This window comes from Marinobacterium sp. YM272, from assembly GCF_050908845.1.
GTDB lineage: Bacteria > Pseudomonadota > Gammaproteobacteria > Pseudomonadales > Balneatricaceae > Marinobacterium_D.
The window spans coordinates 4,407,524-4,431,540 of the sequence record NZ_CP194171.1; the positions used below are offsets into that span (position 1 = coordinate 4,407,524).

18 protein-coding genes and 1 tRNA gene are annotated in these 24,017 nt (G+C 58.0%); 7 read left to right on the forward strand and 12 right to left on the reverse strand.

From position 1 onward, the window contains the following. Positions 1 to 84: 84 nt before the first annotated feature. Positions 85 to 2,184: an EAL domain-containing protein gene (locus tag ACQUQP_RS19830; RefSeq protein ID WP_432696752.1), complete on the forward strand. Its 2,100-nt coding sequence runs from the start codon at positions 85 to 87 to the stop codon at positions 2,182 to 2,184. Positions 2,185 to 2,270: 86 nt separating this feature from the next. Here ACQUQP_RS19830 and serB read toward each other — a convergent pair whose 3' ends face one another. Next, entirely contained in the window at positions 2,271 to 3,488 is a 1,218-nt protein-coding gene (gene serB / locus ACQUQP_RS19835; RefSeq protein WP_432696753.1) for a phosphoserine phosphatase SerB, read from the reverse strand. A gap of 143 nt (positions 3,489 to 3,631) precedes the next feature. Between serB and ACQUQP_RS19840 the strand changes: the two genes are divergently transcribed. Further along, positions 3,632 to 4,957, forward strand: coding sequence for a bifunctional DedA family/phosphatase PAP2 family protein (locus tag ACQUQP_RS19840; RefSeq protein ID WP_432696754.1), 1,326 nt, complete (start codon positions 3,632 to 3,634; stop codon positions 4,955 to 4,957). Between the two features lie 15 nt (positions 4,958 to 4,972). Here ACQUQP_RS19840 and rnr read toward each other — a convergent pair whose 3' ends face one another. The 6 genes from rnr to queA all read right to left on the reverse strand — a co-directional run bounded on the left by rnr (position 4,973) and on the right by queA (position 13,042). After that, a complete protein-coding gene (gene rnr, locus ACQUQP_RS19845; protein ID WP_432696755.1) occupies positions 4,973 to 7,432 on the reverse strand; it encodes a ribonuclease R in 2,460 nt (819 codons plus the stop codon). 159 nt (positions 7,433 to 7,591) lie between these two features. After that, positions 7,592 to 8,518 carry a protein translocase subunit SecF gene (gene secF / locus ACQUQP_RS19850; RefSeq protein WP_432698728.1) on the reverse strand — a complete coding sequence of 309 codons (927 nt, stop codon included), beginning with the start codon at positions 8,516 to 8,518 and terminating at the stop codon, positions 7,592 to 7,594. A 13-nt stretch (positions 8,519 to 8,531) separates the two neighbouring features. After that, positions 8,532 to 10,385: a protein translocase subunit SecD gene (gene secD, locus ACQUQP_RS19855; protein WP_432696756.1), complete on the reverse strand. Its 1,854-nt coding sequence runs from the start codon at positions 10,383 to 10,385 to the stop codon at positions 8,532 to 8,534. A gap of 73 nt (positions 10,386 to 10,458) precedes the next feature. Continuing rightward, on the reverse strand, positions 10,459 to 10,794 hold the full coding sequence (yajC, locus tag ACQUQP_RS19860) for a preprotein translocase subunit YajC (protein WP_432696757.1): 336 nt from the start codon (positions 10,792 to 10,794) through the stop codon (positions 10,459 to 10,461). A gap of 59 nt (positions 10,795 to 10,853) precedes the next feature. Continuing rightward, positions 10,854 to 11,972, reverse strand: a complete 1,119-nt coding sequence (gene tgt / locus ACQUQP_RS19865) for a tRNA guanosine(34) transglycosylase Tgt (RefSeq protein ID WP_432698729.1) — start codon at positions 11,970 to 11,972, stop codon at positions 10,854 to 10,856. 26 nt (positions 11,973 to 11,998) lie between these two features. Then, positions 11,999 to 13,042: a tRNA preQ1(34) S-adenosylmethionine ribosyltransferase-isomerase QueA gene (gene queA, locus ACQUQP_RS19870; RefSeq protein ID WP_432696758.1), complete on the reverse strand. Its 1,044-nt coding sequence runs from the start codon at positions 13,040 to 13,042 to the stop codon at positions 11,999 to 12,001. Positions 13,043 to 13,200: 158 nt separating this feature from the next. Here queA and ACQUQP_RS19875 point away from each other — a divergent pair. Next, positions 13,201 to 13,287, forward strand: a tRNA-Leu gene (locus ACQUQP_RS19875). Between the two features lie 186 nt (positions 13,288 to 13,473). On the opposite strand, the gene ACQUQP_RS19880 is transcribed toward ACQUQP_RS19875, so the two are convergent. From ACQUQP_RS19880 to ACQUQP_RS19890, 3 genes are all read right to left on the reverse strand, one after another. Next, positions 13,474 to 14,019 (reverse strand): hypothetical protein, encoded by a 546-nt coding sequence (locus tag ACQUQP_RS19880; protein WP_432696759.1) that lies wholly within the window; start codon positions 14,017 to 14,019, stop codon positions 13,474 to 13,476. Positions 14,020 to 14,111: 92 nt separating this feature from the next. Next, positions 14,112 to 14,432, reverse strand: a complete 321-nt coding sequence (locus ACQUQP_RS19885; RefSeq protein WP_432696760.1) for a hypothetical protein — start codon at positions 14,430 to 14,432, stop codon at positions 14,112 to 14,114. Positions 14,433 to 14,788: 356 nt separating this feature from the next. Further along, positions 14,789 to 16,750, reverse strand: coding sequence for a PA domain-containing protein (locus tag ACQUQP_RS19890; protein ID WP_432696761.1), 1,962 nt, complete (start codon positions 16,748 to 16,750; stop codon positions 14,789 to 14,791). A 446-nt stretch (positions 16,751 to 17,196) separates the two neighbouring features. On the opposite strand from ACQUQP_RS19890, the gene ACQUQP_RS19895 reads away from it, so the two are divergent. Both ACQUQP_RS19895 and ACQUQP_RS19900 read left to right on the forward strand, forming a co-directional pair. Beyond that, positions 17,197 to 17,874 (forward strand): endonuclease, encoded by a 678-nt coding sequence (locus ACQUQP_RS19895; RefSeq protein WP_432696762.1) that lies wholly within the window; start codon positions 17,197 to 17,199, stop codon positions 17,872 to 17,874. Between the two features lie 84 nt (positions 17,875 to 17,958). Next, positions 17,959 to 18,627, forward strand: a complete 669-nt coding sequence (locus ACQUQP_RS19900; protein WP_432696763.1) for an SOS response-associated peptidase — start codon at positions 17,959 to 17,961, stop codon at positions 18,625 to 18,627. Between the two features lie 9 nt (positions 18,628 to 18,636). On the opposite strand, the gene ACQUQP_RS19905 is transcribed toward ACQUQP_RS19900, so the two are convergent. After that, positions 18,637 to 20,151, reverse strand: coding sequence for a putative bifunctional diguanylate cyclase/phosphodiesterase (locus ACQUQP_RS19905; RefSeq protein WP_432696764.1), 1,515 nt, complete (start codon positions 20,149 to 20,151; stop codon positions 18,637 to 18,639). Positions 20,152 to 20,501: 350 nt separating this feature from the next. Here ACQUQP_RS19905 and ACQUQP_RS19910 point away from each other — a divergent pair, with 350 nt between their 5' ends. Then, the gene (locus ACQUQP_RS19910; protein ID WP_432696765.1) at positions 20,502 to 20,753 is read left to right on the forward strand and encodes a hypothetical protein; all 252 of its coding nucleotides are present in this window, start codon (positions 20,502 to 20,504) and stop codon (positions 20,751 to 20,753) included. On the opposite strand, the gene ACQUQP_RS19915 is transcribed toward ACQUQP_RS19910, so the two are convergent. After that, positions 20,720 to 21,520: an amidohydrolase gene (locus ACQUQP_RS19915; protein WP_432696766.1), complete on the reverse strand. Its 801-nt coding sequence runs from the start codon at positions 21,518 to 21,520 to the stop codon at positions 20,720 to 20,722. The genes ACQUQP_RS19910 and ACQUQP_RS19915 overlap by 34 nt on opposite strands. 282 nt (positions 21,521 to 21,802) lie before the next feature. Here ACQUQP_RS19915 and ACQUQP_RS19920 point away from each other — a divergent pair, with 282 nt between their 5' ends. Next, positions 21,803 to 23,989 carry a TonB-dependent receptor plug domain-containing protein gene (locus ACQUQP_RS19920; protein WP_432696767.1) on the forward strand — a complete coding sequence of 729 codons (2,187 nt, stop codon included), beginning with the start codon at positions 21,803 to 21,805 and terminating at the stop codon, positions 23,987 to 23,989. Positions 23,990 to 24,017 lie beyond the last annotated feature (28 nt).

Consider the following 24,017-nt stretch of genomic DNA (forward strand, 5'->3'; position numbering starts at 1 on the left):
GCTACTATGTAGCTAACATCGTCGACGAACAGGTAACAGAGTCCCCTCCTGCTTATGAAAGCCCTATCAGAGTCCAATTACAGCATGCTTGATAAACTCTCGAGCAGTAAAAAGCAGCATCGGTCGATCAATCTGCTGTTTGTCGGCTTCCCGAGCGAAAAGGTCGATCCTCTGCTGTCCCTGATCCGCACCGGTCGCATGTCCCCGCGCGGTCGCCACGTTGGCACCAGGGAAGAGCTGTCCCAGGCTTTAAGCGAGCGCTCCTGGGACCTGCTGCTTTGTACCGGTAATCAGGATGATCCACACCTCGCCTTTACCGTGGCCAACCAGCTCTCCCTCAGCGAGAAGGATATACCGATCATCCAGCTGAGCGACGATCATTCGCCAGCCGCGCAATTGAAGGCCTACAAAGAGGGCATCCACGCGCTGCTGCCAAGCTCGCCCGGTGAACTTCTGCTGCACGTGATGCGGCATCTGATCAATGAACTGTCGGTCCGTCGCCGCCTGCGTCAGACCGAAGCGATGCTGGAGGTCGCCGAACGGCATTACCACGAACGCGTCGTCAGCTCCCACCGTGCCACCGGCTATATTGCCGAGAACCAGCTGATCTTTGCCAACGACAGTCTGGTCGAGCTGCTCGGCTTCGAAGATGCCCATCAGGTCACGCAGCTGAGCCTCGACCAGCTGTTTCCGCCGGATGATCGTGTTGCGATCACCGACACACTCAGCAAGCTATACGACAAGCACGAGCCCGTAGACACCTCGCTTGATCTGCAGGTACTCGGGGCTGACAACTCCCCGATCAGTATCAGCGCCACACTGCAGACCAACCGTTTTGAAGGCCAGCTCTGCCTCGCCCTGTCGATCGAGAGCGAGTACGACCTGACACTCGCGCTGGGCAACCGGGACGTAGATCCCGTTACCGGCCTGAAAAACGGCACCTACCTGATGCAGCGTCTCGACGAGACCGCCCAGCGTGCACTGTCAGGCGGCCATGACGCTCACCTGATCTACCTGCGGCTCAATGACTACCGCCAGATCGCCGAACAGCACGGTAACGAAGCCGGCGACCTGCTGCTCACCGCCATCGCCGAGCGTCTGGACAAAGCCTTTGGCGCCCCGCATCTGACCTGCCGCCTGGAAGACGACAGTTTTGCGGTTCTGTTCCAGCACGCCGATTCTGCTGACACCCAGAAAATAGGCCGCAAGCTGTTCCGCCAGGTTTCAGAACTGAACATCCCGTTCGAACAGAGCACCCTGTCCACCAATGCAGCCGTTGGCATAGCCAGCATTACCGATAGCGCCCCACCGGCCAGCGAACTGCTGCATCGCGCTCACCTGGCTGCAGACTCCCTGGACGAAGGCACCGGCTGCGCCATGTATCGCAGCCTGGCCAGCAAATCCCCGGTTAACGCGGACCAGACCGAAGAAGCGATCAAGCGGATCCTGGCAGCTATTACCGATCATCGCCTCAAGATGATGTTCCAGCCCGTGGTGTCCCTGACCGAAGAAACCGAGGAGCACGTCTACGAGGTACTGATCCGCCTCCAAGACGAGAATGACGCCACCCTGGCACCCAATGTGTTTATGACGGCGGTCGAACAGAGCGACGTGATGGTCAAGATGGACCGCTGGGTGATAGAGCGCTCACTGCAGATGCTCAAGAGCGAACTCGACAAGGGGCATACAAACCGGCTGTTTATCAACATCTCCGGCCGCTCCCTGCACAGCAAGTCATTGCTGACCTGGGTCGGCAGCCTGATAGATGAACTCAAGATTCCCCCCCGGCAGGTGATCTTCCAGATCAGTGAAACCGATGCCGCCAGCGAACTGGAAAAATCCCGCGCATTTACCGAAAAGGTCCATGCAATCGGCAGCGAACTCTGCCTGAAGCATTTTGGCAGTTCACCGAACTCTCACCGGGTGTTTGATCAGGTCAATGCAGACTTTATCAAGCTGGACGCGTCCTACATTCAGGACCTGGACAGCGACGATATGACCATCAAGGAGATGCAGTTGCAGCTGCAGCCGGTGGTCGACAAGGGACGCACCATCATTGCGCCGATGGTGGAAAACAACAAGATCATCAGCAAGCTGTTCCGCTGCGGTATACAGCTGATCCAGGGCTACTACCTGCAGCCGCCACAGGAGACGATGGACTACGATTACTTCGCCGAGCAGTAGTCCATCCAGGGGATTCCGCAGGCAGCCCGCCTGCGAATCTTCGTATCGATCAGGGTCGTCCTAGCAGGGACCTGTAAACAGGCCCCTTAGATGGCCCGGTCACGATCCCTGAAACCGATCAGGTACAGGATACCGTCAAGGCCCAGTGTCGAGATCGCATTCTTGGCGCTGCGGCGTACCAGCGGCTTGGCACGGAAGGCGATACCCAGGCCCGCAATCGACAGCATTGGCAGGTCGTTTGCACCGTCACCGACGGCGATAGTCTGCTCCAGACGCACGCCCTCTTTCTCGGCGATTTCACGCAGCAGCTGCGCCTTGCGCTCGCCGTTGACGATCTCGCCAACCACCTCGCCGGTCACCTTGCCGTCGCGGATATCCAGCTCGTTGGCGTGAATATAGTCGAAGCCCAGCTTCTGCTGCAGATGACGCGCAAAGTAGGTAAAACCACCGGAAAGGATCGCGGTCTTGAAGCCCAGGGCACGCAGGTTGGAGACCAGCTCTTCAACACCCTCGGTCATCGGCAGACGCTGGGCGATATCCTCGAGTACGCTGGCGTCCAGTCCCTCCAGCAGGCCCACACGGCGGCGGAAGCTCTCGTTGAAATCGATCTCACCACGCATCGCCGCCTCGGTGATCTCAATCACCTGATCGCCGACACCGGCCTCTTTCGCCAGCTCGTCGATTACCTCCGCCTCGATCAGCGTGGAGTCCATATCGAACACCACGAGGCGACGGTTACGGCGGTAGATATCATCTTTCTGGAAGGCGATATCCACATCCAGCTCGGACGCCGCTTTCAGAAACGCTTCACGCAGCTCCGCGGCATCGGCGGGCATCCCGCGTACCGAGAACTCGACACAGGCGTTGGTCTTCGCGCTGGCGTCGTCATCGAGCCCTACCCGGCCGGAGAGGCGGCTGATGTTGTCGATGTTGAGTCCGTGACAGGCGGCGATATCGGTGACGCGGGCGATATGGTTCGCACTGATGCGCCGTGCCAGCAGGGTGATGATGTGGCGGGTTTTACCCTGGCCTTCAACCCAGTCGCTGTAAGCGGAGTCACTGACCGGCTCGAAACGCACCTGTAGATTAAGCTCATGGGCCTTGAACAGGATATCGCGCAGCACCGGCGAGGATTCCGCCTCATGCGGGACCTGCATCAGGATACCGAGCGACAGCGTATTGTGGATAACCGCCTGACCGATATCGAGAATACCGATCTTGTAACGGGCCAGAATGGCGGTCATCTCGGAGGTAACACCGGGTTTATCCTCACCGGACAGGGTGAGCAGAATGATTTCGTGCATCGCGTAAAGATCCGTTCGTCGCCGAACTCGTGAAGAGAGCCGTTTAATGAGAGCGCAGATTATACCGTTTTTCGCCCCACCTACGCAGTGCTGCCGGGAATCCAGTATAGTTTGTACAGATCCCGAGATGATTCAGTGACGCCGTGACCGAACAGCTGCTCGACCTCGCCCGCCATCATCCCCTGCTCCTGCCATTGCTGGTAGGCCTGTTGGCCTTCGCCGAAAGCGTGGCTTTCCTCGGCATTCTGGTGCCGGGCGTGGCGATCCTCTTTGCCCTTAGCGCGCTGGCCGGCAGCCTGGAATCGACCCTGCTGCCACTGCTCATCGCCGGGGTGATCGGCGCGATCGCCGGTGACCAGCTCAGTTTTCTGCTGGGCCGCTACTTTGGCCCCCACCTTCAGCAGCACTGGCCGCTGAACCGCTACCCGGAATGGCGCCATCGCGGTGAGCGTTTCTTCCACCGGCGCGGCGGAACCAGCATCGTCATCGGCCGCTTTATCGGCCCCTTCCGGCCGTTGATTCCTTTCATTGCCGGCAGCTGCAAAATGCCGGCGCCACGCTTTACCCTGATCAACGCCTGCTCCGCCCTGGCCTGGTCACCGGCCTATCTGCTACCGGGCTACCTGACAGGGCTGGGGTTCAAACACCTGCCGCTGATCGAGGAGCAGGGTGCCTTTATCCTGGTCGCCATCATCAGCCTGGTGATCGGTTTTCAGCAGATTCATGTCCGCCTGCACCCCGGCGCCGGGCTCTGGCACTGGCTGATCCAGCGCCGGCTGAATCCCCAGCTCACGGCTATACTGAGCCTGCTGCTGATCTGCTCATCGCTGTTTGGCCTGAGCGTCTGGGCGCAGCTTTCCAGCCGTTTTACCGGCATCAACGAGGGCCTCTACACCCTGCTCTATCAGCTCGGGCAGAAGATCGCGCCGGGCGTCGCATTTATCACCCATATGGGCGACCCGCCGCTGCTGATCGGGCTTGTCACCCTCGCCTCGGTCACCGGCTGGCTGGTGTATCGGGATCGCGGCAGCCTCGTGCTGTTGGCCGGGGGATTGACAGCAGTGCTGGTAAATTATCTGCTCAAGGAGAGCTTCAGGGTAGCGCGTCCGGAAGCGGGACAGGCCCTGCTGCAGAGTTACAGCTTTCCCAGTGGCCACGCCAGCGGCGCCTGCGCCATCTATGCCATGCTGGCGGTCTGGCTGCTGAGCACCCAGCGCCACCGTGTACGGCACATCGGTTACATGCTCACCGCCCTGCTGATATTGTCGATCGGCTTGTCACGGCCGATGCTGGGCGTGCACTGGCCGCTGGATATCATTGCGGGATTGCTGGAAGGATTGGTGATAGCGGCGCTTTACCGACTCTGGCTGCACCACTACCCGCAGAAACAGGGGCCGGCGCTGCACAGGGTAATGCCACTGATGTCAGTGGCAGTAATCACCTACGCCGGCGCCAGAGTGCTGATCTGAACCAGCAGATCAGCTTCAGGATTTACCGCGACGTGCCCTCGGCGGGTGCTTGGGCTTGCTGCTCGCCTTGCGCTTGGGGGTTTTGCGGGCGCTCTTGCCGTCGGCGTTGCCGCCGGACACCTTGGCCCGCGCCCGGCCACTACCACTGCGCTTGGGCTCACCGCGGCCATCGGCACTGAGCTTTCCGGCAGCCAGCATTTCGCGCTTGCTCGGCTTTTTGGTCGGCGCAGAACCCGGCTGGTCAGCCAGTTCGAAGTCGATCTTGCGCTCGTCCAGATCCACCCGTACCACCTTGACCTTCATCGGGTCGCCCAGCTTGAACACCTTGCGGGTGCGCTCGCCGATCAGACGCTGCTTGGCCGCCTCGAAGTGGTAGTAGTCGTTTGGCAGCGCCGTGATATGCACCAGACCTTCCACATAGAGGTCGGTCAGCTCGATAAAGGCACCAAAGCCGGTAACCGCCGATATAACGCCTTCGTACTCTTCGCCGATCTGGCTCTGCATGAATTCGCACTTCAACCAGGCCACCACGTCACGGGTAGCATCGTCGGCTCGACGTTCGGTCATCGAACAGTGTTCACCCAGGGAGAGCATCTGCTCCATGCCGTAGCCGACCTGGAACGCCGGATTGGCGACAAAGCCCTTGGGCCGTTCCACATGTTTGAGCCGCTTATTGCTGTGGATCGCCGAGCGGATCAGGCGATGAACCACCAGGTCCGGGTAACGCCGGATCGGCGACGTGAAGTGGGTGTAGGCATCGTAGGCGAGACCGAAGTGGCCGTGGTTGTCCGGACTGTATACCGCCTGCTGCATGGAACGCAGCATCATGGTCTGGATAATATGACGGTCCGGGCGATTGTCGATGGTTTCCGACAAACGCAGGTAATCCTTCGGCTCCGGCTTATCACCACCGGGCAGATTCAGGCCCAGCTCACCAAGGAAGGCACGCAGGTTTTCCAGCTTCTGCTCTTTCGGACCTTCGTGGATACGATAAAGCGCCGGCTTTTTCAGCTTGTCGAGGAAGCGCGCCGTGGCCACGTTGGCCATCAGCATGCACTCTTCGATCAGCTTGTGGGCATCGTTACGATGCACCGGCACCAGCTCTTCGATCTTGCGGTCCTCGCTGAAGACGATACGGGTTTCGGTGGTTTCGAAATCCATCGCCCCGCGCTCTTCTCGGGCCTGGCGCAGCTTCTTGTAAAGACCGTACAACGCCTCCAGGTCCGGCACTACCTCGGCGTACTCTTTACGCCACTGCGTGCCCTCTTCGCTGTCCGGCTCCTGCAGCATGGCACCGACCTTGGTGTAGGTCAGGCGCGCCTTGGAGTTGATCAGACCTTCGTAGAAGGTGAAATCCGACAGTTTGCCGGCCCGGGTGATGTTCATCTCGCAGACCATCGCCAGACGGTCTACCTTGGGGTTCAGCGAGCAGAGGCCGTTGGAGAGCAGCTCCGGCAGCATCGGCACCACGTATTCGGGGAAGTAGACCGAGTTACCGCGGTTGATCGCTTCCTGGTCCAGCGCCGAATTCGGGCGCACGTAGTAGGAGACATCGGCGATGGCGACGCGCAGACGCCAGCCACCAAAGCGTTTCTTCTCGCAGTAGACCGCATCGTCAAAATCGCGGGCGTCTTCACCGTCGATGGTGACAAAGGGCAGATCGCGCAGATCGACCCGGTTAGCCTTGTCCGATTCGCGCACCTCCGGCGTCAGTTCGCCGATCTCCTGGTGCACCTGTTCAGGCCATTCGTTGGGGATATCGTGGCTGTGGATCGCCACCTGGATCTCCATCCCCGGCGCCAGATGGTCGCCGAGCACCTCGATCACCCGGCCACGGGCGGGCTGACGACGGGTCGGCTGCTGCATCAGTTCCACCACGACGAGCTGACCGTTCTCGTAGCTCAAGCCTGTGGAGGGATCGGGAATCACCATCACCTGGTTGGTGATGCGCTGGTTTTCCGGCACGATGCTGCCGAAGCCGTTTTCGCCGTCGAACTTACCCACCAGCTTGCGGGTATTGCGCTCCAGTACTTCAACGACCTTGCCTTCGCGGCGGCCCTTGAAATCAACGCCGATCTCCTGCACCAGGGCACGGTCGCCATCGAACAGCTCACGCATATTGCGCGGACTCAGGAACAGGTCATCACCACCGGCGTCAGGCTTGAGGAAACCAAAGCCGTCGCGGTGACCGATAACGCGGCCGGCAATCAGGTTCATTTTCTCGATCAGACCGAACTCGCCCTTGCGGTTGGAGATCAGCTGACCGTCGCGGCACATGGCGATAAGGCGACGACGCACCGCTTCGATATCGTTTTCGTCGCTCAGGCCAAGTTCGCGGCAGAGATGGGGATGCTTGATGGGGGAGCCCCATTTGCGCAGAAATTCCAGCAGGAAGTCGCGGCTCGGGACAGGGTTGTCGTACTTGCTTGCCTCTTCCTGGGCATTGGGATCTTTATCTTTCCAGTTGTTACTCATTCGTTATCCATTTGGTCCGCCCGGTGGCGCCTCGTGCGCATCACCTGAAACAGCGGTGTATATATTTCGTACTAGAATAGTCGGTCAACGCCGCCACGCCTACAGATAGACGACGCAAAAAGCAAAAAAGCCGGCATAAGCCGGCTTTTTTTGCGTGGATCAGGGCATTTCGTCCACTTCAGTCTCTTCTTTCGGTGGCGGAATCAGGTCTTCGCGATCCACTTTCAGCAACAGCAACAGGTTTGCCGCCACATAGATGGAGGAATACGTACCCACACCGATACCGGCCAGCAGCGCGATGGCGAAACCGTGGATGGTGCTGCCACCAAAAATCGCCAGTGCCATCAACACCAGAATCGTCGTGAACGAGGTCATCAGCGTACGGCTCAGGGTCTGGCTGAGGGAGTTGTTCATCACCTCTACCGGCGTTCCGGTGCGCATCACGCGGAAGTTTTCACGGATACGGTCATACACCACGATGGTATCGTTAAGCGAATAACCGATAACCGCCAGCACCGCCGCCAGAACGGTCAGATCGAACTCCAGTTGCAGAATGGAGAACAGACCCAGCACGATGGTCACGTCGTGCACCAGCGCCAGCACCGCACCCACAGAGAACTTGAGCTGGAAGCGGAACGCCAGGTAGAGCATGATCATCGCCAGTGCCAGCAGCATGCCGAGACCGCCCTGCTCGCGCAGCTCTTCGCCCACCTGGGAGCCGACAAACTCGTTACGGCGCAGCTCCAGCGACTGGTCCGCCTCATCCGCCTGCAGCTTGGCCAGAATGGTATCGCCGAGCTTGGGATCGTGGGTTTCACCCAGACGGATCAGCACGTCGGTGGCCGCACCGAAGGTCTGCACCGTCACATCCGGGTAGCCCGCGTCCTCAAGCGACTGGCGGATCTTACCCAGCTCTGCCGGCTGTTCGTAACCGATCTCCACCAGGCTGCCGCCGGTAAAATCGAGACCGAACTTGAGACCATTGACCGCCAGCGATCCGACGGAGATCAGCAACAGAATGATCGAGAAAGCCGCCATGATCTTGCGCGGCCCCATGAAGTTATAAATTTTCTGCGTCTTGGACATCATACTGCTCCTGTCAAAGTCCGAGCTTCTTCAGCGTCCGGCCGCCATAGGTCAGGTTGACCAGGGCACGGGTGACGAGAATCGCAGTAAACATGGAAGTGATGATACCCACCGACAGGGTCACGGCGAAGCCCTTCACCGGCCCCGTACCCATGGCGAACAGGATTACCGCCGCCAGCAGCGTGGTGATGTTGGCATCGAGGATCGTGGTATGCGCCCGCGAGAAACCGGCGTTGATCGCCGACTGCACCGGCAGACCGTTTTTCAGCTCCTCTTTTATGCGCTCAAATATCAACACGTTGGCATCCACCGCCATACCGACCGTCAGTACGATACCGGCGATACCGGGCAGCGTCAGCGTGGCCGTCAGAATCGACATCACCGCCACGATTAGCACCAGGTTCAGGGTCAGCGCCACGTTGGCCAGCAGGCCGAAGACACGGTAGTAGAGCATCATGAATGCCAGCACCAGGGCAAAACCGATCTGCACCGAGGTCACACCCATCTCGATGTTCTCGGCACCCATGCTCGGGCCGACGGTACGCTCTTCCACGAAGTAGATCGGCGCCGCCAGGGCACCGGCGCGCAGCAGCAGCGCCAGTTCGGAAGACTCCTGGGAGCTGTCCAGACCGGTAATACGGAAGGAGTTACCCAGGGTGCTCTGAATGGTTGCCAGCGAGATAATGCCTTTCTCGGTGTAAGGCACACGCTTCTCGACCGTTTCGCCGTCCACTTTCTGCTCGACCATGCGCGACTTGTGCTCGACGAACAGTACCGCCATGCGGCGCTGGATCGCGTTGCGGGTCACGCGGCTCATCATCTGGCCGCCCTTGCCGTCCAGGGTGATGTTCACCTGCGGCATGCCGTTCTCATCGAACGATGCCTGGGCGTTGGCCACGTTGGAACCGGTAATAATGATATCCCGCTCCAGCTCCGCGGTACGGCCCGGCGTGTTACGGAACGGATAAACCTCGGTGTTGGCGCGGCTTTCGTCCGGCTTGGCTTCAAGACGGAACTCCAGGTTTGCCGTTTTACCGATGATCCGCTTGGCGGCGGCGGCATCCTGAATACCCGGCAGCTGCACCACAATACGATTACGGCCCTGACGCTGCACCAGCGGTTCAGCCACACCCAGCTCGTTAACACGGTTACGCAGTGTGGTCAGGTTCTGTTTGACGGCATAGTCTTCGATCTCGCGGATCGTCTGCTCACTCAGGTTGATATAGACGAAATTACCCTCGTCGTTATCTTCCGTGTCGGTCAAGAACTCGGGGAAGTTGCCACGCAGCAGGTCTTCTGCCTGATCCCGGGTTTCCGCATCGGCGAAACGCACCGACAGGCGCCCATCATCCAGGTGCTCCACCTGACGGTAACGCAGACGCTCGTCGCGCAGCTGGCCCTTGATATCACTGACATAAACATCGAGTCGCTGACCTACGGCCTGGGCCATGTCGACCTCAAGCAGGAAGTGCACACCACCACGCAGGTCGAGACCAAGCTTCATGGGACCTGCACCGATATCGGTGAGCCATTCCGGCGTGGTCGGGGCCAGGTTCAGTGCAACCACGTAGTTGCCGCCGAGCTGATCGGCAATCAAATCCTTGGCGCGCAGCTGGGTATCACCGTTGGCAAAGCGGATCAGTCCGGTGCCGTCATTAAGTTCAGCGGCCTTGTACTCAACCCCGGCCTGCTCCAGTTCCGTCTCCAGATTGGACATCAACGCCGAATCCACCGTGTAGGCTTCACGGGTACCGGATACCTGGACGGCAAAATCTTCGGGGTAGAGGTTAGGTGCTGCGTAGATACCGGCGACAACCAGTACAAGAAGTATCAGGAGATTTTTCCAGAGTGGATAGCGGTTGAGCATCGTGCTCCATCCTCAGCAGAAACAAAAGCGCCAGTGGCTAGAACTAGGCACTGGCGCTATCGGCGCGGTTCGATTAAATACCCTTAATCGTTCCTTTCGGCAGTTCCGCAGCCACATGGGCTTTCTGGAACTTCATTTCGGTGCCTTCAGCCACTTCCAGCACAACGTATTCTTCATTCAGGCGGGTAACCTTGCCGATGATACCGCCGGCGGTGATCACTTCATCACCCTTGGCGAGACCTCCGATCAGGTTTTTGTGCTCCTTCGCGCGCTTGGACTGCGGACGCCACATGAAGAAGTAGAAGATCAGACCGAAACCAACCAGGAAGATGATGTTGAAGAAACCCGGATCCATCTGACCTGCGGATGCGCCTTCTGCGGCCTGGGCGGTAGCGATAAGGAAGCTCATTAAAGCATTCTCCTGAAAACTGAATTTGAATTCTTTATGTGGGGTTCAGGGTCGGTATTTCAACCCTCAAGCGGAGGTACTTCCTTGCCACGCTTGGCATAGAAGTCCGCTACAAAGTCGCTCAATGTACCCTGTTCAAGTGCACCGCGCAAACCAGCCATCAGCACCTGATAATAGTGCAGATTGTGGATGGTATTGAGCTGTGAACCCAGTATCTCGCCGCACTTGTCCAGGTGATGCAGGTAGGCGCGACTGAAGTTCTTGCAGGTATAACAATCGCAGGTTTCATCCACAGGTGCGGTATTGGTTTTATTCGCCGAATTGCGGATTTTTACGATACCGGTGGTAGTGAACAGAAAACCGTTGCGGGCGTTGCGGGTCGGCATCACGCAGTCGAACATATCTACGCCGCGGCGCACGCCCTCTACCAGATCCTCCGGCTTGCCGACACCCATCAGGTAGCGCGGCTTGTCTTCCGGCATTTTGTAGGCCAGATGATCGAGAATCTTGATCATCTCCTCTTTCGGCTCGCCCACGGAAAGGCCACCGATAGCGTAACCATCGAAGCCGATCTCGGTCAGACCTTCGAGGGATTCATCACGCAGGTGCTCATACATGCCACCCTGGATAATGCCGAACAGCGCCGACGGGCTGTCGCCATGCGCCTCCTTGGAACGCTTGGCCCAGCGCAGCGACATGCGCATCGACTTGGCTGCTTCCATCTCGTCGGCGGGATAGGGCGTGCACTCGTCGAAGATCATCACGATATCGGAGCCGAGCTTGCGCTGAACCTCCATGGACACTTCCGGGCTCAGGAACACCTTGCTGCCATCCACCGGCGACTGAAAGGAGACGCCCTCCTCGGTGATCTTGCGCATTTTGCCCAGGCTGAACACCTGGAAGCCGCCGGAATCGGTCAGGATCGGCCCTTTCCAGTTCATGAAATCGTGCAGGTCGCCATGCTGACTGATGATCTCGGTGCCCGGACGCAGCATCAGGTGGAAGGTGTTACCGAGAATGATCTGCGCGCCGATCTCTTCCACGTCACGCGGCAGCATCCCCTTGACGGTGCCGTAGGTGCCCACCGGCATGAACGCCGGTGTTTCCACCGTGCCGCGCGGGAAGGTCAGGCGACCACGACGGGCCTTGCCTTCACTGCCAAGCAGCTCGAAGTTCATGAAACACTGGCGGTTAGAATTGTCGCTCATGGGTTCTCCTGCGTATCGCGGCGGGTCAGGAACATGGCATCGCCATAGCTGAAGAAACGGTAGCGCTCGGCCACCGCCTGTTCGTAGGCGTGCATCATATGTTCGTAGCCGGCGAACGCACTGACCAGCATCAGCAGCGTCGACTCCGGCAGATGGAAGTTGGTAATCAGCGCATCGACGCTGACAAATTCATAGCCCGGGTAGATAAAGATATCGGTGTCCCCGTAGAAAGGCGCAATCTCGCCACCGCGGCTGGCACTCTCCAGGCAGCGCACGCTGGTGGTGCCCACGGCTACCACCCGGTTGCCGCGGGCACGGGTCGCTTTCACCGCCTCGCAAACCTCCGGGGATACTTCGATATACTCGGCATGCATGTGGTGGTCTTCGATCTTGTCGACCTTTACCGGCAGGAAGGTGCCGGCGCCAACATGCAGGGTAACGAAGGCGGTTTCCACGCCCTTCTGTTTCAGCTTATCCAGCAGCGGCTGATCAAAGTGCAGACCGGCCGTAGGTGCGGCAACAGCGCCCGGCTTGCGGTTGTACACCGTCTGGTAACGCTCACGATCAGACAGCTGATCGTCACGTTTCATGTAAGGTGGCAGCGGCATATGGCCAAACTCCTCCAATGCCGCTACCAGGTGCCCGTCAATATCGAAACGCAGCTCAAACAGATTTTCCTTGCGGCCGGTGACCTCGGCCTTGAGCCCCCCCTCCAGCAGCAGCTGGGCGCCGGGCTTGGGAGAGCGGCTGGAACGTACATGGGCCAGCGCTTCATGCTCGCCGATGACGCGTTCGATCAGCAGCTCAACCTTGCCGCCGCTCTCTTTCTGACCAAACAGGCGCGCCGGAATCACACGGGTGTCGTTGAAGATCAGCAGATCGCCGGGCTCCAGCAGTTCGAGAATGTCACTGAACACCCGGTGCTTGAGTGCTCCGCTGTTGCCATCCACACAGAGCAACCGGCTGGCACTGCGCTGCTCAAGCGGATAGCGCGCGATCAGCTCTTCGGGCAGTTCGAAATAGAAGTCTTTAACCTGCATCGGGAGAAGGAATCGATAGTCAAAAGGGGCGCAAATTTTAGCAGATTAGTCAGCTTTTTAGCACTCCCTGACTTGAGTGGATTGACCCGGCCGACCATCTGCTTATAATGTCGGCCTTCCACATCGCTGAGGCCCGACCCTGCGGCTACAGCAACAGTGCCGGTGTGGTGAAATTGGTATACACAGGGGATTCAAAATCCCCCGCCTTAACGGGCGTGTCGGTTCGAGTCCGACCACCGGCACCATCTTCTCTCCAACAGCTCCAACCAGCCCGGTCATGGGATACTCTCAGAAAACCAGCCCATCATAGTACCCATCGTAGGTAGCCAACATCCGCTGCGCCTGTGCATGAACCGATGCTTGAGCAGCCGAGTTTCGATCCTGTAGTTCAAACCGCCCTTCTCGCGAATGCCGCAACGTGTTGATGCCGGTTAACGCTCCCGCAGCCGATCCAGCGCCTCTCGCCACAGCTTTCGGCCATCATCGTAGGTATTGACCAGCATATAGGCATGATTGAGCTGCTCTACACTTTCGGCAGCTTCCGGCGTTTTCAACAGAGCCTTCGCTTCGCCAACAGGGATAGTCAAATCATCGGCAATCCCGCTGACTCTCTTGCACTCAGCCCTGTCCCCACGGTGATGGAAGGCATAGTTTGAACAGCGGCGCGCCTGTTTTTTGAACTCGTTGGCCGTGTCGAAATAGCGCGTAAAGTCGGTTTGCGAAATGCCCAACAGGCGTTTCGGCGCCGTCCTGGTATAGTCGCGCGCAGGTGTATGGGGCTGCGGTTTCTCTTCGACGCCGGGCACGAACTCTCTGCGTTTAGCGGGGTGAGTGTCGTAAAAAGAGCAGGGGTAAAGAGTGAAAACCCTGCCCTCATAGGGCGTATCGCACAGGTGGGGTTGGCGTTTTTCCGCGGCGTACGCGGGCTGGGGCACGAGCGCAACAAGCGCCAGCGAGAGGCTTACTGACCTAAGCATGGGAACTCCTTTTCACATGTTCTGCGGCTTCCTGCCGCACAGTCTGCAACGTAAAACGAGCTGTTATTCAGCGGGCTCTTGCCAGGCTAACGCTATTCCACGGCAAGCTGCTGTATTTTTTCAGCGACCAGGTCGCGATGCACCTTGACCGGTTCGTCGGTTACCCGGCGTCCATTGGGATGAATAGATGCAAACCTATTGCTCCTGTCCAGGCGCTGTCGCTTGTCTTCGTTACTGCGGCGGTCGATGATCGATGACCTTCGTTCGGTACCTTCATAGCGGGAAAACATCTCGGCTTTCCACCACTCTTCGGCATGTTGAATCGTGCTAAAAAAGGCACTGACAGGATTTTCTTCTTCGTCCAGCCAGTAATGCACGATGCGGCCATCAACGAGATCTTTAATCAGGTACATAGCGGGTCCGTCCCTGCTGCTGTTGGGGGGGGAATAAGGCGACTACCTAAGCTTCCTGCCCCGCCCTGTTCCTTATGATGTATCAAACATGAAATTCTTCTTATCTATGTAGTAAATATTTCGATACATCGCAAGAACCCGACCGTCACACCCAGGATACGTTTTTCTACTCTGCCCCCAAGCACCTCGATAAATGACCCTACGCCGTCACCAGCTGTACTTATATTCCGGGTGAGATTTTATGGAAGCGCCCCATCGCAGCAAAAACGCGGCAGACGCCGCTCTACACAGAAAAGAAAATGCCCGGGCATCGATCCCGGGCATTTTGGTTTTTGAAGGTTTAAGGCTTAAGGTGTTTAACCCCCACTGCCGTCGGTTTCAGGGTCACAATAAAATACATCCCTGTCTTCCCCGGTCTCCTCGACCTCTACGCGTGTCAGACAGCTGAAGGTGAATATCCACAGGCCTGTGTTGCGATCGGAGGCCAGGATAATTTGCGTGTCGCCCAATGTATCCACATGGACGCCCCAGAAATTCGAGCCGTCGTCCGCAATAAACCGACCGACTTCATGCACGTTCTGTGAATAACTGCCTTCGCCATTGGCGTTGTTGTGGAAATGTCCGGGGCGATACTCGACGGCGCGCATCCCCAGTGAATACCAGGAGATAAACATTCTGGGTCCTTGGTTATAGGACGGTATCAGGTGCTGTGTCAGCGGATCGGCCTCGATGTTATGCATGGTCAGGTCACCCACCGAGTCGGCATCCGATGCAGGTGCTTCCACGGCTTCTGCCGGGGCGTAGTAGCCCAGCTCACCGAGATAGGGCACATCCATAACCTCTGGGTTCATAAAGCCGCGTTCAGGTACTGTCAGAGTGTCCACTGTGTTGTTGATGATATGCAGGTACCCCCAGCCATCGAATATATCGCTGGCGGAGACCAGGTCGCCCTGGGCGCCTTTCATGATTTCGCCGGTGCTGTAACCGACAAAAACACCGGGAATATCCGGATAAGGTCCCTCGTCTCCTGGACTCATATTAATCAGAGCATCACCACGAGCTTCATCGTTTGCCACGATGTAGCCTGCGTAGCCCTGTGCATAAGCGCTCTGGGCTTTATCCTGGAAGAAACAGCTGCCGCGCTGGATAAGCGCAATCGGATTGATTGCCCCTACCGGTGGAGGCAGGACTTCAGCGGCCGTACAGCCTTCACCACCGGTCCAGTAGACTTCGCCGCTCAGGTCGGTGGATGGCGGACCAAACAGCGCCGGCGCTGCGCCGTAACTGGCGCCACCAAACAAAACACCAAAGGAGGAGGCCGAGAAATCCTCATCGCCGCCAAAGATGTAATCCCCCCCACCGCCAAAGACCGCAGCGTGTGCGTTACCCTCATAGGGTTGCCCGACTATGGGCTCGGGGTCCGGGTAGGTTGTATCACCAAGGAAGAGGGGGTTAGCCGGGTCAGTAACATCAAGCGTGACAAAGCCAGCGTCCCAATATGACACGACGGCCGTTGGTACACCGTCTATCAGCTCTACCCAGACATCGTGATTGAACAGGCCTCCCGATGTGCCGGTCTCCAGCTGATCCAGGTTAAGACCCTGTGGCACCCAGTCCAGCGCACCTGTGATGGTGATCAATTTTGGCGATTGCGGTTTGCTGATATCGACAAAGAAGGTGTCGAAGAAGTCGAAGGTATTGGCGGTACCAATCAGATAACTCTTGCCGTTGAAGTCCCAGGCGAAGGTGTTATGAACGCCTTCGAACTCCAGAAAATTCTTTTTCAGTGCCCTGGGTTTGGTTGGGTCTGTCACGTCATACAGACTGATGCCGCCCTGCCCGAGCTGAAAGGCCGGTCCTTTGCCATTGCCATCGGCCTGCGACCAACCGGGTATAGCAGAACCACAGGGTTCCTGGGTAGTTATCAGCACATCAATATCGCCGACACGGTGAACTTTTACATCGTTAATGCGGGTATTCGGTGCCGAGCGGATTTCAGCGACCAGCGCACCCTCCATGACCGGATATTGCGCAACGGCCTGATGAATATCGACGACAAAAACACCGGCATCGGTGCAGCCGGGTTCCTGAAAAGTACCCACATAGGCATAGCCGTTGTGTGACCAGACATCGGTGTATAAACCATCACTGACACCGGCGAGCAGATCCCGACCGATAACTTCAAAGCCATAGTTGGTATTGGCGGGCACATGGCCTTCGGTATTGCTTTCGTGGGCGCTAACCGAGATTGATACCGCCAATCCCGCAGCCAACAGTAGCGCACGCTGGCCTGGTAACCCCTTGTTTAACCTGTCCATATACTGTCTCCAGCTATTCTTCTTATTTGATAGCCGCTGCGAAGCCGGAGTGGAATCAACTACAGAGTCGGTTTGTAAAACCTGCAATACGACAGATTCTCGGGGTAAAAACAGCAGGGCAGCTGCAATGTGCAATTAAATCTGGTTAATAAATGCACAATCGTCAAATGAGAATTATTCCGCTATAGCGAGACAGGCATGAGAAACGCACGGAATGACAGAAAAGCAGAGCACAGGCCCTAGAGTGCCTGAATGCACACCAGGCCCTGCAGATGTTCAACGACCGGCTCAGGATGCACCTTGACCGGATCATCGGTTACCCGCTGCCCATTAAGAATTCCCCTTGGGTGAGCCATAGAGATCCCGTACTATCCCGCGCTGCGTCAGTGATCGACGCTTAATCAGGCAGGACGCCTTTTATCCGTTTGTTGCAGTAAGGATAAGTTGTGCGCCGTACACTCCTGGCTTTTCTGCTTGTTGGTTTGCCGCTGACTGCCGCCGCCGACAGGCCCTCCTCTTTTTATTCCGCAAAAAAGGTACTCGATAAAACCATCTATCAGGGCCACCAGGTAACCTTCTACTGTGGCTGTGACTACGCCGAGGCGCAGAATCCAAACAAGCCAAACAAGACCCGTCTCACCCCGGATGCCAGCACCTGCGGCCTTGAACCGCGCAAGAATGCAGACCGTGCAGGACGTATCGAGTGGGAACACGTGGTGCCGGCCTGGGAGTTCGGACATCAGTTGCAGTGTTGGCAGGAGGGTGGTCGGCGCGCCTGCCGCAAGGATCCGCGCTTCAAGGCGATGGAATCGGACATGATGAACCTGGTACCGGCAGTGGGAGAACTCAATGGCGACCGCAGCAATTACCGCTACGGCATGGTCAGCGGTGAACCCAGGGCTTACGGGCGCTGCGATTTTGAAGTGGACTTCAAACAGCGGGTGGCGGAACCCCCGCTGCAGGTCCGGGGTGATATCGCGCGGATCTATTTCTACATGTCCGACACCTACGGCCTGAAGATCAGCCGTCGGCAGAAGCAACTGTTTGATGTCTGGAACCAGCAGGACCCGGTCGATGCCTGGGAAAGGGAACGCGCCCGGCGCATAGCAGAGAGCATCCGCTGAAGCGCACAAGCCAGGCTTCGCAGGTAAACGCACAGGCCCGGCTCCGCTATGCTGTGGGGTAGAAAGTCGGCAGCGGAATCAGTCATGTGTGGACGCTTTAACGTTATTGACGACCCGCGCACCCGGGACCTGCTCGAAACGCTTGGTATCAAAGCCCGGCTGCATACGCGGTACAACATCGCCCCAACCGAGGAGATCCAGGTGATCCTGAGCGAGGATGGCGCCCCGCGTCTGCGCAACATGCTCTGGTGGCTGACACCGGGCTGGGTGAAGGAGCCGGGCACCCGCTACTCCATGTTCAACGCCCGCGCCGAGACACTGTCCAGCAGCCGCGCCTTCAGAGCCCCGTTCAGGCATCAGCGCTGTATTGTGCCCGCGTCTTCGTTTATTGAGTGGAAATCCGAGGATGGCCACAAGGTGCCTTATGATATCCAGTTGCAGGACGCGGCCTTTGCCTTCGCCGCTATCTGGGATCACTGGGGAGAGGGTGCCGAGGCTTTCCACAGCTGCGCCATTATCACCACCGAGGCAACCCCCGCGTTCCGGGCTATCCACAACCGTCAGCCGGTGATGTTGCCGCGGGACTGTATCCAGCGCTGGCTGGACCCGGAGATCGAGGGGAGCGACCTGAGCGATCTGCTGCAGCCGATGCTGCCCGGCGAGCTGGAAGTCTTTGCGTCGGATGACCATATCAATAACAGCCGCCACAAGGAGGCTCCCCGGCACCTCGCAGAGCCTGTCCGGCTCGGTTGAATAACGGCTTCAGGCCTGGCGAGCCGTCTCGAAGCGCGCTTTAAGATCGGCAATATCCATCGGGCGGCCGAAGTAATAGCCCTGCCCTTTCGAGCAGTTCTGCGCCAGCAGTGCCTGTTCCTGCTCGACGTTTTCTATCCCCTCTGCCACGACATCCACACCGAGCTCCCGGGCCATCAGGATCGTGGTGCGCACGATCGCCAGGTCATCTTTATTGTCGGGCAGCTCATCGACAAAGCTGCGATCGATCTTGAGCTCATGAATCGGCAGCTGCTTGAGCTTGAGCAGGGATGAGAAGCCGGTACCGAAATCATCTATGGAAAACCGCGCGCCCTTTGCACACAGTCGTTGCATCATTTCCAGACAGGCATCCACATTTTCCATCGCCGCCGTCTCGGTGATCTCGAAGGTCAGGTAGGGCATAAACTCCGCGTAGGGCTCGAGCATCTCTTCCATGCGCACACAGCTGAGCTCACTGCCGACCAGTCGCTCGGAGATATTGACTGACAACCGCCCCACGCCACCTTTACCCAACAACCCCTGTGCGCTCAGCTGTTCGATCGACTGACACACAACCAGCTCGGTCAGCGGAAAAATCGCACCGTTATTTTCTGCCACCGGGATAAAGTCATCCGGTGACACCACGCCCCGCTCGGGGTGGTGCCAGCGTACCAGCGCCTCGACGCCGGATATGCTGTGGCTGCGCAGTTCGTACTGCGGCTGAAACAGCACCTTGAACTGCTCGGCCCGGCTGTTAACCGCAACACCGAGCTCCTGGGATATGGCCTTTAACCAGCGCTGACGCTCATAGAGATCCAGGTGAAAATGACACACGCCGCCTTTTTCCCGTTTCGCCCGTTGCAGCGCGGCATCGGCAAACCTCAGCAACTCGCTCTGCTCACGGGTATCGTCCGGGAAAGAGGCGATACCGATGCTGGCGGACAGCGAATAATGGGCATCACCGGCCACACTCAGTTCAGCCGACACCCGGCTGCCGATCTGCCTGGCCAGGCGCGCACTCTCTGCAGCGGACGAGGCATGCGAGAGAATGACAAACTTGTCACCGCCAAAGTGGTAAAGGCCGGCCCCTTCCGGGGCCTGTGTTTCCAGCAGGCGGGCAAAGGATCCGATCAAGCGGTCTCCGCCGTGATAACCGGAAATATCGTTAACCGATTGAAAATCGTCCACATCGATCAGCAACAGGCTGACCGTCCTGGAACGATGATCGGCCTGTGCAAGAAAGTCTTCGGCATCCTCTTCAAATGCCAGCCGGCCGGGAAGCTGCGACAGGATATTCAGGCGCGAGCTGGCGCGGGCCTGCCGGACCACCGACGCTGTCATCAGATACAGCAGCACAGCGGTTGTGCCTACATAGAGCCAGCCTTTGATCAGCTGCCAGACAGCCTGCTGCTCGGGGGATGAGACCATTGTCGTCACGAGCAGATCAGACAACAGTATCCATAACACCCCGACCAGCACGTAGGCCAGGGTGACCTTCAATGCCGAGCGTGCGGAGAGTTTCACGATAATTTTTATTCCAGCCTACAGGCGTCACACGTAGAGCAACGCCATTATTAGATCTCGCGTAACGGGCCTCCTGCCCTCCCCGCCGCCATGCCCGTGGCAACAGGGATTATCTTTGTAACATTCTTTGCACCGCCCCACCAGCGCCACAGCGCAAAAAATCCAACAAAAAACCTATAAAAACATAAACTTAAATAACAAACAGCAGAGCAAAACGCGCCTAAAGCCGAAACCAAAAGTGATCAGGACCCGGAACAAGGCTGCGATCACAGCTCCCCCTCTTGGGCCGCCCGGGCTAAGCTGCTAGTCTTCGCGCAATGAACCCCACACCTGGCAACGGATAACCCGCCATGCAGATCGAATCTTTCCCCGCACTGCCTGCGTTTCTTCTCGAGCGCCTGCTCCCTTTTCAGCACGCGCCTGACTGGCCGCTGCTTTACGACGCGATCGCTGCACTGCGCCAGGCTTATCCACAGCACTGTTTCAGCTCCGAGCCTTACCTCTATATCGATCTGCGCGGCAAAAGCTGCGGGCTGCTGTTTCGGGAGCAGGCCACGGATGAACTGTTTTATGTGCGCCGCGAGGACGAATCCGCCAGCTGAAACTCATCCGCATCTTTCCAGGCCGGGAAGCGCTCGCGAAAGCTGCACAGTGCCCCGGCATCCAGTAAGCGGGTTTCCAGCCAGGCGTCCCCGTCGTCCCGCTGGTTCAGTGACTCGCCCTTGAAGTCCAGCAGCAGACTGTCACCGGCATAATCCAGACCCAGACCATCGCGGCCGATGCGATTCACACCGGCCACGTAACACTGGTTTTCCATGGCCCGGGCCATCAACAGGGTGCGCCAGACATGGCGTCGCGGGGCTGGCCAGTTAGCCACGCAGATCATCAGGTCATAGTCGTTTCGGTTACGGCACCAGACCGGAAAACGCAGGTCGTAACAAACAATTGGCAGCACGCGCCAGCCACGATACTCGATGATCGGGCGCTGATTCCCCGCCACATAATGCTCCGGCTCCTCACCCATACGGAACAGGTGGCGCTTGTCATAGAACTGCTGTTGGCCATCCGGTTCCACCCAGAGAAAGCGGTTTACAAAGCCGCTTTCCGTGGACACCGCCAGGCTGCCACAGATAGCGGCACCGGTGCGCTTCGCCTCGGCACGCATCCACGCCAGTGTCGGCCCTTCGGGCGTCTCCGCCACACGCTCCGGCGCCATGGAGAAACCGCTGGTGAACATCTCGGGCAGGATAATAAGATCGGTGTTTCCCGCCAGCGCATCGAACCGCGACGAGAAATGCCTCCGGTTGACGTCAGGCGCCTCCCATTCAAGCGCCGACTGGACCAGTGTCACGCGCATCTGCTTATCCATTATCTCCTCCACACTAGATCCTCTAGGCGCCCATGCTTATGTCTATTTTATAGACAGTCAACAACGCTGGCATAATGACCACACTTTGTGCATTCTGAATCCAGGCCGATCCCCAACCGGGGTGTCAGGCAGTTTATAAGTCACTTTTTTGCAACGGAATTTCGGTGATCGAATGGATTCTGGAAAATAACGGCTTTATTCTTGAAGCCCTGCTCATGGCCGCTGTAGTGCTCTATGTCGGTCTCAAAATCAAGTAAACGCTATAGCCACCAGACCGTATCGATGAAAACGCATCACTCCATGTTACCTCGCAGCCTGCCCCTTCTACTTGTTCTCGCGACAGGTACGGTCGAGGCTGAAGAGCTGTTGAGCGAAGCCGCTTTCTTCGTCAACATCCCCGAGGTCACGTCGGCCACACGCATGCCGCAGAAACTCTCCGAGGCACCGGCATCGATCACGGTTATCGACCGCGAAGTCATCGCCGCCTCGGGGCTGCAAACGATCCCCGACCTGATGCGTCTGGTGCCGGGTTTCCAGAGCTATACGCTGAACCCTGATACCGCTGCGACCTCCTACCACGGCGCCTCCGGTGAATACCCCAATCGGCTTGAAGTGATGGTCGACGGCCGCTCGGTCTACCTGCCGCTGCTATCCACCGTGCGCTGGGAGACACTGGGCATTTCGATTCACGATATCGCACGGATCGAAGTGGTGCGTGGCTCCAACGTACCGACCCAGGGCTCCAATGCGTTTCTCGGCTCGATCAATATCATCACCCATGAGCCCACGGCCAGCAGTGGCCTGGACCTGACGACCCTGTTCGGTAGCGATGACACCCGCAACGGCCATCTCAGCTACGCCGACAGCAACGGTCTGGTCAGTTACCGGATCAGTGCCAATCATGAGCAGAGTGACGGTAACGATCATTACAGCGAGTTCTACACCGGCCCCTGGTTCGCCCCCGATGGCAGTGACGGAAACTGGCAGGACAAGCAGTCGCGAGATTATCTGAACCTCAGTGCCACCTGGACACCCGACCTGATCAACAGTTTCTGGCTGCAGGCGGGTATCGACCGGGGCCAGAGCAGGATGGGCCCTCTGGACAAACCCGATGCGCATTTCACCGAGCGCGATCACGAAAGCACCTTTATCAGCGGCCAGTTCAACCACCTCTACTCCGATACCGGCATGCTGCAGCTGCAGGCGTATACCAACCGCCTGTCGCTTGAAACACCCAAAGCCTCTCTGGCCGAAGCGTTAACCGAACTTGAGGCAGGCTCCCCAACCGACTGCGGCGCTGCAGACCTGGCTGCTTTCGACCAATTGCTCTGCGGTTACTCCCTGGTCGCCGAGCGAGATGGAGTCGCCAAGGCATTTGTCGACCAGAATAACTACCACCTGATCGAAGAGCACGGTGTCACCCGCTCCAGCGATATAGAACTGCAGATCAATGACACCCTGGGTAACTTCTCTTTTGCCGCCGGTCTTGGCTACCGGTACATGTCGGCCCGCAGCAAGGTGCTGCTGCAGAGCGGCGAGGTCGAGGACGAGCTTTCCCGTCTGTTCGGTAGCGGCGAATGGACCTTGGCACCACGCTGGAGCCTGAGCTCGGGCATGATGTATGAATACAGCAGCGAATCCTCCGAGGCCTTTTCTTACCGCAACGCTCTGATTTTCAAACCTGGCAGGGGCAGCAGCCTGCGCCTCGGCTATTCCAGGAGCGAACGCCTGCCCTCGCTGCTGGAGCGTTATGGGGAGTCTTCGCTCTACATTCCCGCCTACCCAGGACTCAGCGATACGCCGATACTCTACGACCGGGTCCGCGAGGCTAATCCGGACCTGGATACAGAGCAGATCTCCAGCTGGGAGCTCGGCTACTATCAGGCACTGCCCAACCAACCGGGTTACCTGGATATAAGGATCTTCCGTGAAGAGGTTAGCGATGGAATTTCGTCTTACTGGGTTTACGACCCTACGGATCCCGATTCACGACAGCGTTTCATAACATCACGCAATGTGGCCGGCTGGACAAATGAAGGGGCAGAGATGCAGCTGCGCCTGGATCTGACGCGAGATCTTTGGGCCCTGTTCTCCTACGCCTATCTCAACACCAACCATGAGAATTGGCCGGAGGGTGATGCAGGCACTGATAAGACCTTTTTCAGTTCCAAGAATATCTCACCGGAACATACAGCCTCATTGCTGGTAAACTGGTCAGCAACACCGACACTGGACCTGGGCCTTACCCACTATTACATGAGCGGCCTTGAGTGGATCGATTCAGAGGAATTGCCCGGCTACGAACGCACTGACTTGCGATTAGCAAAACAGTGGCAGATCGATAACACCACCAGTATTGCAGCTGCGCTAGTGCTGCAGAATGCGTTTCAGTCCAATCACCAGGATTTTTACGAGGACAACCAGTTCAACCGCCGCACCTTCCTGCAACTCAGTATGAGATACGACTGACCGGCCAACGGCATCAAGGACGATACCC

Coding starts and splice junctions, on each gene's coding strand:
- ACQUQP_RS19830 (WP_432696752.1), top strand. CDS start 85: ATGCTTGATAAACTCTCGAGCAGTAAAAAGCAGCATCGGTCGATCAAT.
- serB (WP_432696753.1), bottom strand. CDS start 3,488: ATGCACGAAATCATTCTGCTCACCCTGTCCGGTGAGGATAAACCCGGT.
- rnr (WP_432696755.1), bottom strand. CDS start 7,432: ATGAGTAACAACTGGAAAGATAAAGATCCCAATGCCCAGGAAGAGGCA.
- secF (WP_432698728.1), bottom strand. CDS start 8,518: ATGTCCAAGACGCAGAAAATTTATAACTTCATGGGGCCGCGCAAGATC.
- secD (WP_432696756.1), bottom strand. CDS start 10,385: ATGCTCAACCGCTATCCACTCTGGAAAAATCTCCTGATACTTCTTGTA.
- yajC (WP_432696757.1), bottom strand. CDS start 10,794: ATGAGCTTCCTTATCGCTACCGCCCAGGCCGCAGAAGGCGCATCCGCA.
- tgt (WP_432698729.1), bottom strand. CDS start 11,972: ATGAACTTCGAGCTGCTTGGCAGTGAAGGCAAGGCCCGTCGTGGTCGC.
- queA (WP_432696758.1), bottom strand. CDS start 13,042: ATGCAGGTTAAAGACTTCTATTTCGAACTGCCCGAAGAGCTGATCGCG.
- ACQUQP_RS19880 (WP_432696759.1), bottom strand. CDS start 14,019: ATGCTTAGGTCAGTAAGCCTCTCGCTGGCGCTTGTTGCGCTCGTGCCC.
- ACQUQP_RS19885 (WP_432696760.1), bottom strand. CDS start 14,432: ATGTACCTGATTAAAGATCTCGTTGATGGCCGCATCGTGCATTACTGG.
- ACQUQP_RS19890 (WP_432696761.1), bottom strand. CDS start 16,750: ATGGACAGGTTAAACAAGGGGTTACCAGGCCAGCGTGCGCTACTGTTG.
- ACQUQP_RS19900 (WP_432696763.1), top strand. CDS start 17,959: ATGTGTGGACGCTTTAACGTTATTGACGACCCGCGCACCCGGGACCTG.
- ACQUQP_RS19910 (WP_432696765.1), top strand. CDS start 20,502: ATGCAGATCGAATCTTTCCCCGCACTGCCTGCGTTTCTTCTCGAGCGC.
- ACQUQP_RS19915 (WP_432696766.1), bottom strand. CDS start 21,520: ATGGATAAGCAGATGCGCGTGACACTGGTCCAGTCGGCGCTTGAATGG.
- ACQUQP_RS19920 (WP_432696767.1), top strand. CDS start 21,803: ATGAAAACGCATCACTCCATGTTACCTCGCAGCCTGCCCCTTCTACTT.